A 13,150-nucleotide genomic window follows, 5' to 3' on the forward strand; every position below is an offset into this window, starting at 1 on the left:
TACACCTGCAAAAGTAACCAGGCATTGCCCAAAACATAGATACAACCCAACAAAATCAACCAAGGCACAAAACCAACCAGCCTGACTCTTTGTTTCTATCTATCTGGATTCAAGATAAGTCGGACAAAATATAAGTAACAGGAAAGCTCCCACAACCAGGAGGAGCAAATCGTACAGGGACTGTCGATAAATACGACACGGGCAAACCGGCAGCAATGCTCACGGGACGCGGGCGTGGCGAGGGAGCCGACTCCCTCGCCAACTGCTCAGGACTGTGGTTTTTCGCCGTACCAGCGCGGCGTGTACACCCACTCGCCACCTTCAGCCTTGGGGAAAGTACAAGTGGTCGAGGAGCCGATCAGCACCATGGTGCGCATGTCGACCTGATCCGGAGTCAATTGCCCCAGCGTCGTCACCCGCAGGGTTTGCCCCGGCCGGCCGATGTCGCGCCCCAGCACCACCGGTGTTGCGGCGACACGATGTTGCGCGACAATTTCCAGCGCACGTCCCAATTGCCATGGACGCGCTCGCGAAATCGGATTGTAGAAGGCCAGCGCCAGATCGGCCTCGGCGGCGAGGTCCAGGCGCTTTTCGATGATTGACCACGGTTTGAGGTTGTCCGACAGCGACATCACACAGAAGTCATGCCCCAGCGGTGCACCCGCCTGAGCCGCCGTCGCGAGCGAGGCCGAGACACCCGGGAGGATTTCCAGCTCGACGCTGTGCCACGCCGGGTCGTCCGACTCGTGCAGAGCCTCAAGCACTGCCGCGGCCATGGCGAACACGCCGGGATCACCCGAAGACACCACGATCACTGAACGGCCCTCGGCCGCCAGCCGGAAGGCATGTCGCGCGCGCTGCATCTCTTCGCGGTTGTCGGTGCAGTGTTGCACCTGATCGTCGCGGAACGGGCCAGCCATACGCACATAGGTTTCGTAGCCGAGCACATCGGTGGCTCGCGCCAGTTCGGCTTTTACCGCTGGCACCATCAATTCGGCAGCGCCCGGGCCGAGGCCGATGACGGCCAGACGACCGCGCGGGTGGCCGATGCTCGAAACATCCAAGGGTTGTTCGCCAATCACCATCGCCAGGTGGTTGGCGGTGACGACCTTGGCCTGAGGCAGCGCAGTCTGCGCCAGCGCAACAACGTCAGCTGGCGCCGCGACAAAGCGCAGCGGCACACCGAGTTCAAGCGCCGCTTCACGCAAATGCGCCGAAGCCATTTCGCTGTCGGCCGCCACCAGGCACGCCAGCGATTGCACGGCGACTTTGGCCTGTTGCAAAGCGGCACGAACGGCGTTCGGCAGATCCGCCACGTCGGCAACTACTGCTACCGCCACACTCTGCGGGTAGATCAGCAACTCATTGGCACTCGCGGCACGCTCGGCACTGCCGACATGGATCGAGCGCTGCGCCTGCGGATCTTCCGCCAACTGCGCCTGATCCAGCCACGGCGCCGCGCCTTCAATGCGCACGCTGTGCCCGGCCAGCAGATCCGAGACAAAACGCTTGCCCAGTTCCAGATCGCCCAGCGCATAACCTTCGGGAGGATTGAGCAGGCAGGTGCCGAAGCGCAGTTCACCACTGGTGGTAATCGCCGCCGCCACTTGCAGCCCGGCAGCGATCTGGCGGGCCATGACGTTCACCCCGCCGAGGCCGCCGAGCAGCGGCACCACGGCGCTGCCGTCTTCAGCAACGGCAAGTACCGCAGGTTCGGCGCCTTTCTCCAGCAGCAGCGGCGCCAGGGTTCGAATGATAATGCCGGCAGCGCACAGGGCGATGATTGGCGTTTCCTGCCGATACAACTCACGCAGGGTCGCGCCGAATTCCTGATACGTGCAATCGGCGCCCTCAACACGGCCAGCGAGACCATGGATCTGTGCTGCCGGATACAGCAGTTGAATATTGCGCGCAGTGGCCAGCGCGCCCTGTCCGAGAATGACAATGGCCGGTGTCGATTGAGTCATCAGCCTTGCCACCGTTCGCCCGGGACGATAATCAGCGAGAAGTACGGCGAAGACATCGGCTCGACCTGATCCAGCGGCACAATCTTCTGATTGGCCATCGTCGCGCGCTCGACATACAGCGCGCGCTCAGCGAGGCCAAGTTCTTCCAGCACTGCACGGACCTTGGGAAAGTTGCGCCCCAGTTTCATGATCACCGCCGCGTCGGCATCGGCCAGACGCCGCTTCAGATCGTCATGCGGCAACACGCCGGAGAGCACCGACAGGCTCTGATTGCGATACACCAGCGGCGCACCGAGCACCGACGCGCCACCGAGCATCGAACATACACCCGGCACCACTTGCGCTTCGTAACGTGTGGCGAGGCGGTCGTGCAAATACATGTAGGAACCGTAGAAGAACGGATCGCCTTCACAGATCACCGCGACATCGCGCCCTGCGTCCAGATGTGCCGCGACCTCTTCGGCGGCGGCGTCGTAGAAATCACTGATCACCTGTTCATAGGACAACGGTGCCGGCAGCACTTCAGTGGTCACCGGGTACACCAGCGGCAGCAGATTCTGCGCGTCCTGCAAGTGCGCCTCGATGATGCCGAAGGCATTACCCTTTTTGCCTTTGGCGACGAAGTACGCGACCACCGGCGATTCACGCAGCAGGCGCAGGGCCTTTACGGTAATCAGCTCGGGATCACCGGGGCCGACGCCAAGGCCGATCAAACGTCCTTTTGCCTGCATCATTCGATCTCCGTGGCGAGGGCATTCACTGCTGCAGCGGCCATGGCACTGCCGCCAAGACGGCCTTGCATGATCACAAACGGCACGCCACGGCTATCTGCCGCCAGCGCCGCTTTCGATTCGGCGGCACCGACAAAACCCACTGGGAAACCGAGGATCAGCGCAGGCTTCGGGGCGCCGGCGTCGAGCATTTCAAGCAGATAAAACAGTGCGGTCGGCGCGTTGCCGATCACCACAACGCTGCCTTCCAGGTGCGGACGCCATAGCTCCAGCGCCGCCGCCGACCGGGTGTTGCCCAACTCTCGTGCCAGTTCCGGCACGCTATCGTCGCGCAGGGTGCAGATCACCTCGTTGTTCGCCGGCAGGCGCGCACGGGTCACGCCCTCGGAGACCATCCGCGCATCACAGAGGATCGGCGCACCGGCCGCCAGCGCATCGCGCCCGGCCTTGCCCGCGCCTGCGGAAAATTGCAGACCGTCGACCGCCTCGACCATGCCGCAGGCGTGGATCACCCGCACTGCGAGTTTTTCCAGATCGGCCGGAATGCGCGCCAGATTGGCCTCGCTGCGAATGATCGCGAAGGAGTTGCGATAGATCTCCTGACCGTCGCGAATGTAATCAAGCATCAAGGGGGCTCCGTGAGCGGGCGTCGAGCAGGGTCGCGGCCGCTTCAATAGTAAGGTTGCGTGCGTGCAGCGCGCCGAAACCCGGCAGTGCTGCATCGCGAAAATAGAGGTCGTAGTGGCCCGGGCTGACCGCCAGCAACGTCACCGGTGTGCGATGGGCAGCGGCGCAAGAGCGCGGGCATGCGGACAGGTGCACGCCCTGCGCTTGTGGCAACAGTGTCGCCAACAGCCGGGCGTCGTGTTTGGTATCGGCAAGGCCTTTGCCGCAGCCGCTGGATCCGGTGCAGGCGATCAGCCGCGATAGCGCCTCGTCCGGATCGGTGCGCAACTGCAATTGTCCCAGTTTCTGCAGCACTTGCGCGGCGTCGGTGTGCTTCACGTTCGGTAGCAACACACTTTGCCAAGGTGTGAAGCGCAGGCTGCCATCGCCGAACTCACGGGCCAGTCGGGCCACCCCGTGAAGCATCGCCGGATCAAGACGGCCGAGCGCTGGCACCGCGCCGATGTACACCCGATCCACCGTGCCTTGCGGGTGAACACCGATGTGCAGCGCATCGATTGCGGGCGTTCGTTGCCAATCGCACAAAGCGGTTATCGGCAGGCGTTTGTGCAAATGTTCGAGGAACGTTGGCGTCGACATTTCATCGAGCAACTGGCGCATGCGCGCCTGCTCCGGCCGTGCCAGTTCAAGGAACAATTCCAGCACCGCGACGACCAGAGCATGGCCGTTTTCCAAGGGCACGGCGCCAGTTGCACGGTCGGTCGGGCATCCGGCCAGACCAAACGCCAACAATACTTCACCGTCACGTTCGAACGCCGACAGCCACAAGTCATGCGGATGCTCAAGCATCGCCAATGCCTCACCGCCATCGAGTTGCACGGCGAACTTGGCGCTCAACTGGTGAAACCGCGGGTGAGATTGCAGGGTCGCAAGAATCTGTTCGGCCAGTGACCGGGTATCGAATTGCTGCTGCCGATCGATCCCGGCACTGGGGCTGAGCATCAGATTGCGTACATCGTCGCCCTGCGCGGTTTGCGGCCCGAGGCCGGCGGCCAGCAGGCTGTCGATCAATGCCTCAGACTGCTCGCCGATACCGCGGATCTGCAGATTGGCGCGGTTGGTCGCCTCGATCAAGCCCCCGGCGAAACGCTCGGAGGCATCGGCTACCGCGTCAGCCTGATCGGCAGTGATCGACCCACCATTGAGCTTGATCCGGCAGATACCGCCGTCCAGCGCCTGGACAATACGCCGCAACCCCGGACAAGCCGAGGGGCGTAGAGCGGTGGACATCGGGCGTTCGTTCAAGGGATGGCCGTCTGGCTGGCAGCGCCGTGGTGGGCGAAAGGTCGCCATTATGCCTGCTTTGCCCAAGTGCATGAAAATGCCTGCCGGTCGGAAACTGCGTGGGGGTGCACGGCGCAGGATAAAAAGCGCTTTACCCCGTGCAAGTCAGATCGGGACAGCGGCGAAATTGAATTTGAGCCCCTCCAGCGCCTTGCCCACGCTCAGGCGGCGAGCGTCCATGACCCGGCGGCTGATCACCACCTTTCGCGCCACAACATCCAGCTGAGTCATGGATTGCGACACGTCCCAGAAAAAGTAACTGGTGTTGAGACTCGACTTGATGAAGCGGATATTGCTGATCACCAGTTCCAGATCGCCGTTGGCGTTATAGCTGAGCGGTATGACCTTGAAATCGAAAGGCTTGCCACTGGTGCCCTTGATCTTTTTCAGCAACCCCACGTCACGTTCCAGTTTCGCCAACCCTTGGTCAACCCCAGTCACCTGCTCTCGACTGAGCAGCGGCGATGCAAGTTGAAACCAGACCTGTCGCACGCTGCCATTGAACTGCGTCTGAACATGCTCGATCGGCTGATGATCGCGGTTCCAGCCATGCGACCAAAGCACATCAGTAAAATAATCGGTCCAGCGTCCTGGCTGGATCACACTGTTGTAAGTGGTATCCGCCTGACGTTTTGCCAAATAAGCACAGTTCAACGCGAACTGATAATCCTCGTAACTCTGCCCCTGACTTCCAGTCAGCAATATATCGCCGACCAGTGTCGCATTATGTTTTATATCATCCATGTTTATTTTTTCATCCTGGTAAGCGACGCCCGTATGGCGTGCAAAGTATTAATCCATTTAATAATCATCTATCGGTTTACCAAGTTTGCTTGGTTGTAACGGGCAACTTGATCAAATATCAAAATAACAAAAACGCTTGCTCTGCCAATCATTTTTCTACCACATGGCATGTCAACCGTTGGCAACACCTGCGACAAGCCAGCAGCACCAGACGACAGAAGCCGCGCTATCATGCGCCGCTTGAACGGGCGCACGAGATTGAGGAACGGCATGACACCCTGGCTGACGGTTGTGGGAATCGGTGAAGACGGCTTCAAGGGCCTGGGTAAAAATGCCCGGCGCGCCCTGATCAATGCTTCGCGGATCATCGGTGGCCAACGTCAACTGGACCTGCTGCCGGTGTGCATTCGTGGTGAACGCGAATTGTGGCCGAGCCCGTTTTCCCTTGCCCCGGTACTGGAGAGGCGCGGCGAAGCTGTCTGTGTGCTCGCCAGCGGCGATCCGATGTTTTACGGCGTCGGTGCGAACCTTGCGCGGCAAGTGCCGAGCGCGCAGATGCTGATTCTGCCAACGCCATCTTCCTGCTCGCTGGCTGCAGCCCGCCTCGGCTGGCCGTTGCAAGAAGTCGTGACTCTGTCGCTGGTAGCCCGACCGCTGTCGGCGCTCAATGCGCAACTGTTCAGCGGTGTGCGCCTGTTGCTGCTGAGCAATGACGGGCAGAGTCCTGCGGCGGTCGCGGCGTTGTTGCGCGAGCGCGGTTTTGGCGGCAGTCGCATCAGCGTTCTGGAGCACTTGGGCGGCGCAGCCGAACGGCGTATCGACAGCACCGCAAATCACTGGAACGACCCGCCAATTGCCGATCTGAATGTGATCGCCATCGAATGCCTGGCCGATGTGCAGGCGCCGCGCCTGTCGCGACTTGCCGGATTGCCCGACTCGGCATTCAAGCACGACGGCCAGTTGACCAAACGCGATGTGCGCGCGATCACCCTCGCCCGCCTCGCGCCGACACCCGGTGAACTGCTGTGGGATGTGGGCGGCGGTTGCGGCTCGATCGGCATCGAATGGATGCGTGCGCATCCCAGTTGCCGAGCGCTGGCAATCGAAGCCGATGACGGCCGCCAGCAGTTGATCGAATACAACCGCGACGCGCTGGGCGTACCCGGCCTGCAACTGGTTCGCGGTCGTGCGCCACAGGTCCTCGCCGGACTGGAGCGCCCGGACGCGATCTTCATCGGCGGCGGCGTGACTCGCGAAGGTGTGTTTGAAACCTGTTGGGAACAGCTCAAGCCCGGGGGCCGACTGATCGCCAACGCCGTGACCCTGCAAAGCGAACTCGCCCTGATGCATTGGCGCGAACGCCATGGCGGCGAACTGACGCGTATTCATATCGCTCAGGCCCAGCCGCTGGGCGAGTTCGACACCTGGCGCCAGGCGCTGCCGATCACCTTGCTCGATCTGGTCAAACCTCTCGATGCGTGATGAAACCGCCGAACAACCCGCGCCCCTGCGCAGCGGCCTGACCACCGGCAGTTGCGCCACCGCCACCAGCCTTGCGGCAGCGCGCCTGTTGCTCGGCGGACAGTCGGCCGATGCCGTGCAGATCGTCCTGCCCAAAGGCAAGCAGGTGCAGATGCGTCTGGAATTCTGCCGCCTGACCGACGACGGTGCCGAAGCCGGAACCATCAAGGATGCCGGCGACGACCCCGATGTGACCCACGGCGCCCTGCTCTATTCGCGGGTGCGGCTGGTGAGCGAACCGGGAATTCGGTTCAAGGCCGGTGCCGGCGTTGGCACCGTGACCCGGCCCGGGCTGGTATTGGGTGTGGGTGAACCGGCGATCAACCCGGTGCCGCGCAAGATGATCTGCGATCACCTGAACCTGCTCGCCGAGGAAACCGGCTATGGCGGCGGCTTCGACGTCACGATCAACGTCGAGGGCGGCGAAGTGCTGGCACTGAAAACCATGAACCCGCGGCTGGGCATTCTTGGTGGCCTGTCGATCCTCGGCACCAGCGGCATCGTCCGGCCGTTCTCCTGCGCGGCGTACATTGCCTCGATCCATCAGGGCATCGATGTGGCGAAAACCAACGGTTACCTGCACATCGCCGCCTGCACCGGCAACGCCAGCGAAGACACCATGCGCCGGGTCTACGACCTGCCGGAAATCGCCCTGATCGAGATGGGCGACTTCGTCGGCGCGGTGCTCAAGCACTTGCGCAAAGTGCCTGTGGATAAACTCAGTCTGTGCGGCGGCTTCGGCAAGATCAGCAAACTGGCGGCCGGGCACATGGATCTGCATTCACGGCACTCGAGTATCGACTTGCCGCAATTGGCCGAATGGGCGGCGGCAATTGGCGCGGATGAGGCGTTGCAGCAAGGCATTCGTGAGGCCAATACCAGTCAGCAGGCATTGGCGATGGCCAGTGCGGCGGGAATCGCGCTCGGCGATGAAGTCTGCCGCCATGCCCTGAATTTCGCCCGCAGCGTGGTGCCCGCGCAGGTGCAGGTCGAGGTGTTTGCGATTGATCGTCAGGGCGGGATTGTCGGGCAGGCCGGAGGTTTCGCATGAAGCGCATTTTACTGCTGGGCGGCGTCACGGAAGCACTGGCGATCGCCCGTACGCTTGGGCCGCAACATGTCTACAGCCTCGCCGGCGTTGGCCGGGTGCCGACAGATCTGACCTGTCAGGTGCGTGTCGGCGGCTACGGTGGCGCCGGCGGTCTGGCGCAGTTTATTCGCGACGAACGCATTGATCTGCTGCTTGATGCCACGCACCCCTACGCGGCGCAAATCAGCCACAACGCCGCCAGCGCGGCGCAACTGACCGGCATCCCTTGCTGGACCTTGCGCCGTCCGGCGTGGCAGCCGCAACCGGGTGATGACTGGCGCGAGGTCAGCGACTGGGCCGAACTCATCACCGCGTTGAAACCGTTCCGGCGCCCGCTGTTCACCTTGGGCCGCGAACCGTTGCAGCACCTCGACGAAATCCCCGCCGAGCAGTTCTGGACCCTGCGCGCGCTCGACGTTTATCCCGGCAACGAACGCTGCGAAGTCATCGGCGCACGCGGGCCGTTTGTGCTTGAGGATGAGCGCGTGTTGTTCGAACGGCGGCAGATCGATGTGCTGATCAGCAAGAACAGCGGCAGCACCGCGACCGAGCCGAAGCTGGAAGTGGCCCGCGAGCGTGGGGTGCCGGTGCTTGTGTTGAAGCGCCCGGGGTTGCCGGGGGTTGATCGGGAGTTTCTGTCGCGTCAAGAAACAGTTGCTGCGTTGGCGGAGTTCATCTCATAAGGCAAGATCCACAGCTTGCATGATAAGTAACCTATTTGTTACCTTCAGGGCTGACCGTGATCACACTCGAAGAATATCTACAAGAAGACGAATCAAGCCCATTTGGTCGGTGGATCTCCACTTTGAGCGTGCAGGCGGCACTGAAGGTCTCAAATGCCATGGTCAGGTTGGAATTGGGCAATACTTCCAATATCAAATGGTTCGATGGCTTAGGTGAATACAAAATCAATTGGGGTCCAGGGTACCGGATCTACTTCATACAAGAAGGAAAACGTCTGATCATATTGTTTGGTGGCGGCGACAAATCGACTCAAAAGAAAGACATCAAACAGCGAAAGCCTTGATAGCCGAATTCCGAATTCGAAAAAAAGCTGAACAGAACCGGAGGTAATTGATGGTTCTCACTCGTAGCTACAAACATTCAATCGCAGAACGCGCCCAACGTGATCCGGAGTTTGCTCAAGCATTACTGGATGAGGCCGCGACTCTGTTCCTGAATGGTGAGCCAGAAATGGCCAGAATAATTCTGCGCGATCTCGTCAATGCGACTGTCGGCTTTGAAGAGCTCGCAAGGGAGACCGAAAAGCCGAGTAAAAGCTTGCATCGAATGCTTTCAGCCAAAGGCAATCCGAGCATGGATAACCTGGCCAAAATATTTTCGGTAATCCGCGCTACGCTTGGTGTAGATATGCAAGTTCATGCCGTACCCGCGAATTGAGTGAGTAATTGACGAGTTCGCTGCAACACCAAACCGCACGACGCTTTTTTACTTATCGGCCCTGATCAGGCTAAATAGCCGCGCCTGATCGCCCACCCAATGGATCTGTCCCATGAACCGACACCGGTTAGCATTTGCCTGGATCGCCTGCTTTGCAGTGCTGTTCAACATGCTCGCCATGCCGATGACCGGGGCGATGGCGCAGGCGGCCAGTTCACCGGTCGAACAATTGCTCTGGAGCAGCTTCTGCACCGGCAGCGGCACGAAGATGGTGGCGATCAACATCGGCGCCACCGATCAGAAAGCTCCGCTCAAAGACACGCATTCGAACATGCAGCATTGCTGGTGTTGCTCAGGCTCTGCGCCATTGGTGGCGCTGCCGGGGCATTCGCCGCAGTTGTACTTCGCCCGCTACGAAAGCAATCGCAGCGTCGCGCCCGCCTCGTTGCAAACACCCACTCCACGCCAGCAATGGCCAAGCCTCAATCCCCGCGCCTCGCCTCTGGTTTGATTTGTTCGCGCAATTGACCTGCGTTTCAAATCGTTCTGGAGAACTGCCATGTTGAACAAACTCATCGTCGTCGCTGCGCTGCTGTTGCCGGCGTGCTTTGCCCATGCCCACGAATACAAGGCGGGCCAACTTGAGATCGCCCACCCGTGGTCGCAAGAATTGCCGCCGAATGCGCCAACCGTCGCCGCCTATTTCGTCATTCACAACGCCGGCCAAACCGCCGACCGCCTGCTCAGCGTCGACTCGCCGATTGCCCCCGAAGCGCAATTGCACGAACACGTGATGCAGGGCGATCTGATGAAGATGCAGCAAGTGCCGAGCGTGGAAATCCCGGCCGGCGGCAACGTGACGTTTGCGCCGATGGCCTATCACGTGATGTTGCTCAACCCGAGCGATCGCAGCCTGCTCAGCGACGGCAAAAGCTTCCCGCTGACCCTGCATTTCGAGAAGGCCGGTGACGTCACCGTCGAAGTCTCGGTGCAGAAGAAACCGCCGAAAACCACGCAGGCCCACGCGCACGCTCAGTAAGCCTTCCGGCAGAATCCGCCCATGCGCCCGCTGAGCGCCAGGCCATCCGTGCAACGCTGTCAGACTCAACACCTGACCCGCGGCAGCTGGATCGCCCTGTTCGCCATGTTGATGATCTTCATCGGCCCGCTGATTTCTCAGTCGATGCCGATGGATCAACACGCCTCGACATCGATGCCGATGAGCATGGACATGTCGATGGACATGCCGGGCATGGATCATTCCGGGCATGACGCGAAACCGAGCGCCGAACACTGTCCGCCGCAGTCTTCGCACCACGTGCTATGGGAAAAGTGCGGCTATTGCAGCCTGCTGTTCAACTGCCCGGCGCTGACCGGTGGTGGTGACTTCGCCACATTCAGCATCACCCACGTCAACACCTTCACCCCACCCTCGCCGCGCCTGGGCCACGCCCGGCAGACCTTCTTCCCCGGCGCCCGCACCCGCGCCCCACCCATCGCAACGTAAACACGCACCTTTGATTGCACACGGTTGAGAAGACAGCTTCAGGCTGCCGGCCGTGTCGTTTACGACTGTTTGATGGAAATTGTCATGTCCAGGTTTTCTGCTGTTCCACGCTCGGGCTGTGCCCCGGCATCCTTCGCTTTGAACGAATCGCGCATTCGTTTCAGGCACGCTACCGCCGTCCTTTGCGGCGTCCTGTTATCGCCGCTGGTACTGGCCGATGATCACACCGGCCACAACGAAGAACTGAGCCCGACGGTGATCACCGCGATTGCGCCGAGCTCGCCGCTGACCATCGTCACTAATCCAAAAGATCCGCGCCAACCCGTGCCGGCCAGTGACGGCGGCGATTATCTGAAGACCATTCCGGGTTTTGCGCTGGTGCGCAATGGCGGCACCAACGGTGATCCGGTGCTGCGCGGGATGTTCGGCTCGCGCCTGAACATCCTCACCAACGGCAGCATGATGCTTGGTGCCTGCCCCGGCCGCATGGACGCACCGACCTCGTACATCTCGCCGGAAACCTACGACAAACTCACGGTGATCAAAGGCCCGCAAACCGTGCTTTACGGCCCGGGCGCATCAGCTGGCACGGTGCTGTTCGATCGCGAGCCGGAAAGCTTCGGTGAGCTCGGCACCCGCGTAAACGCCAGCGTGCTGGCCGGATCCCACGGACGCTTCGACAAGGTCGTCGACGCCGCTGCCGGTGGGCCACTGGGTTACGCAAGAGTGATCGGCAACACCGCGCATTCCGACGATTACCGCGACGGCAACAACGACATCGTCGCCTCGCGCTACGACAAGTGGAACGGTGACGTCGCGCTCGGCTGGACCCCGGACGCCGACACCCTGATCGAACTCACCGCCGGCAAGGGCGACGGCGAAGCCCGCTACGCCGGGCGCGGCATGGACGGCTCGCAGTTCTTGCGTGAAAGCCTCGGCCTGCGCTTCGAAAAATCCAACATCACCGACGTGCTGGAGAAGCTCGAAGCGCAGGTCTACTACAACTACGCCGACCACGTGATGGACAATTACACCCTGCGCACGCCGTCCGGCACCGGCATGATGGCCGGGCCCATGGCCTCCAACGTCGACCGCCGCACCCTCGGCGCGCGGCTCAAAGCGACCTGGCGTTGGGCCGATATCCAACTGATCACCGGCCTCGACGCGCAGACCAACGAACACCGTCAACGCAGTGGCATGGGCATCGACACCTACAAGGATCAGCCGTACAACAAGGACGCCGATTTCCATAACTACGGCGTGTTCAGCGAAATGACCTGGTATGCCGCCGACCGTGACCGGCTGATCATTGGTGCCCGCGTCGACCGCGCTTCAGCCAAGGATTACCGGCAAACCACCGGCTCGGGAATGATGTCCCGCCCCAACCCGACCGCCGACGATACCCGTGCCGACACCCTGCCCAGCGGTTTTATCCGCTACGAGCATGACCTCGCCGACAGCCCGACCACACTCTATGCAGGTTTGGGTCACGCGCAGCGCTTCCCCGATTACTGGGAATTGTTTTCGCCCAAGTCTGGCCCGGCGGGATCGGTCAATGCGTTCGATTCGATCAAACCGGAAAAGACCACCCAGTTCGATTTCGGCGTGAACTACAAGAACGCCGACCTCGAAGCCTGGGCCTCGGGTTACATCGGCGTGGTCCGCGACTACATCCTCTTCGACTACACGCCCGCAATGATAGGCATGAGCACCTCGCGCGCGGAGAACATCGACGCGCGAATCATGGGCGGTGAACTCGGTGCCGCGTACAGACTCACCGACCACTGGAAAGCCGACGCGACCCTGGCCTACGCCTGGGGCAAGAACAGCAGCGACGGCAAGGCTCTGCCGCAGATGCCGCCGCTGGACGCGCGTTTCGGCCTGACCTACAGCGAAGACAACTGGAGCGCCGGTGCACTGTGGAGGGTGGTTGCCGCGCAAAACCGTATTGATCAGAACAAGGGCAACGTGGTCGGCAAGGATTACGACAAGAGTTCGGGCTTCGGCGTGTTCTCCCTCAACGGTGCCTATCGGATCAACAAGAACTGGAAGGTCAGCAGCGGCGTCGACAACCTGTTCGGCAAGGCTTACGCCGAACACCTGAACCTGGCGGGCAACGCCGGCTTCGGCTACCCGGCCAACGACCCGCAAGCGATCAATGAACCGGGGCGCACGCTCTGGACCAAGGTCGACATGAGTTTCTAACAAAAAAAGTCAA

General features: G+C 61.2%; 13 protein-coding genes and 1 pseudogene. 9 read left to right on the forward strand and 5 right to left on the reverse strand.

Annotated features, from left to right (window positions below):
- Positions 1-266: 266 nt before the first annotated feature.
- From cobJ to ACIPZE_RS18740, 5 genes are all read right to left on the reverse strand, one after another.
- Positions 267-1,967: a precorrin-3B C(17)-methyltransferase gene (cobJ, locus tag ACIPZE_RS18720; protein WP_283437860.1), complete on the reverse strand. Its 1,701-nt coding sequence runs from the start codon at positions 1,965-1,967 to the stop codon at positions 267-269.
- A complete protein-coding gene (locus ACIPZE_RS18725) occupies positions 1,967-2,701 on the reverse strand; it encodes a precorrin-2 C(20)-methyltransferase (protein WP_400774499.1) in 735 nt (244 codons plus the stop codon). Before ACIPZE_RS18725 ends, cobJ begins: the two co-directional genes overlap by 1 nt.
- Positions 2,698-3,324: a precorrin-8X methylmutase gene (locus ACIPZE_RS18730; protein ID WP_064388739.1), complete on the reverse strand. Its 627-nt coding sequence runs from the start codon at positions 3,322-3,324 to the stop codon at positions 2,698-2,700. The genes ACIPZE_RS18725 and ACIPZE_RS18730 overlap by 4 nt, the downstream gene beginning before the upstream one ends.
- Positions 3,317-4,615 carry a precorrin-3B synthase gene (gene cobG, locus ACIPZE_RS18735; protein ID WP_283437861.1) on the reverse strand — a complete coding sequence of 433 codons (1,299 nt, stop codon included), beginning with the start codon at positions 4,613-4,615 and terminating at the stop codon, positions 3,317-3,319. The genes ACIPZE_RS18730 and cobG overlap by 8 nt, the downstream gene beginning before the upstream one ends.
- Before the next feature lie 159 nt (positions 4,616-4,774).
- Positions 4,775-5,413: a hypothetical protein gene (locus tag ACIPZE_RS18740; protein WP_283437862.1), complete on the reverse strand. Its 639-nt coding sequence runs from the start codon at positions 5,411-5,413 to the stop codon at positions 4,775-4,777.
- A 270-nt stretch (positions 5,414-5,683) separates the two neighbouring features.
- On the opposite strand from ACIPZE_RS18740, the gene cbiE reads away from it, so the two are divergent.
- From cbiE to ACIPZE_RS18785, 9 genes and pseudogenes are all read left to right on the forward strand, one after another.
- Entirely contained in the window at positions 5,684-6,895 is a 1,212-nt protein-coding gene (gene cbiE, locus ACIPZE_RS18745; RefSeq protein ID WP_400774503.1) for a precorrin-6y C5,15-methyltransferase (decarboxylating) subunit CbiE, read from the forward strand.
- The gene (locus ACIPZE_RS18750; protein WP_400774506.1) at positions 6,888-7,985 is read left to right on the forward strand and encodes a cobalt-precorrin-5B (C(1))-methyltransferase; all 1,098 of its coding nucleotides are present in this window, start codon (positions 6,888-6,890) and stop codon (positions 7,983-7,985) included. Before cbiE ends, ACIPZE_RS18750 begins: the two co-directional genes overlap by 8 nt.
- The gene (locus ACIPZE_RS18755; RefSeq protein WP_400774508.1) at positions 7,982-8,707 is read left to right on the forward strand and encodes a cobalt-precorrin-6A reductase; all 726 of its coding nucleotides are present in this window, start codon (positions 7,982-7,984) and stop codon (positions 8,705-8,707) included. Before ACIPZE_RS18750 ends, ACIPZE_RS18755 begins: the two co-directional genes overlap by 4 nt.
- A gap of 56 nt (positions 8,708-8,763) precedes the next feature.
- Positions 8,764-9,098 (forward strand): annotated as a pseudogene (locus tag ACIPZE_RS18760) (type II toxin-antitoxin system RelE/ParE family toxin).
- A gap of 3 nt (positions 9,099-9,101) precedes the next feature.
- Positions 9,102-9,425, forward strand: coding sequence for a DNA-binding protein (locus ACIPZE_RS18765; protein WP_008078139.1), 324 nt, complete (start codon positions 9,102-9,104; stop codon positions 9,423-9,425).
- A gap of 112 nt (positions 9,426-9,537) precedes the next feature.
- Positions 9,538-9,936 (forward strand): DUF2946 domain-containing protein, encoded by a 399-nt coding sequence (locus ACIPZE_RS18770; RefSeq protein WP_400774509.1) that lies wholly within the window; start codon positions 9,538-9,540, stop codon positions 9,934-9,936.
- A 48-nt stretch (positions 9,937-9,984) separates the two neighbouring features.
- Positions 9,985-10,464 (forward strand): copper chaperone PCu(A)C, encoded by a 480-nt coding sequence (locus tag ACIPZE_RS18775; RefSeq protein ID WP_400774511.1) that lies wholly within the window; start codon positions 9,985-9,987, stop codon positions 10,462-10,464.
- 21 nt (positions 10,465-10,485) lie between these two features.
- Positions 10,486-10,932 carry a DUF2946 domain-containing protein gene (locus tag ACIPZE_RS18780; protein ID WP_400774514.1) on the forward strand — a complete coding sequence of 149 codons (447 nt, stop codon included), beginning with the start codon at positions 10,486-10,488 and terminating at the stop codon, positions 10,930-10,932.
- Between the two features lie 84 nt (positions 10,933-11,016).
- Positions 11,017-13,137 carry a TonB-dependent copper receptor gene (locus ACIPZE_RS18785; RefSeq protein ID WP_400774517.1) on the forward strand — a complete coding sequence of 707 codons (2,121 nt, stop codon included), beginning with the start codon at positions 11,017-11,019 and terminating at the stop codon, positions 13,135-13,137.
- Positions 13,138-13,150 lie beyond the last annotated feature (13 nt).

It is taken from the genome of Pseudomonas sp. NPDC089741, from assembly GCF_044748825.1.
GTDB lineage: Bacteria > Pseudomonadota > Gammaproteobacteria > Pseudomonadales > Pseudomonadaceae > Aquipseudomonas > Aquipseudomonas helmanticensis.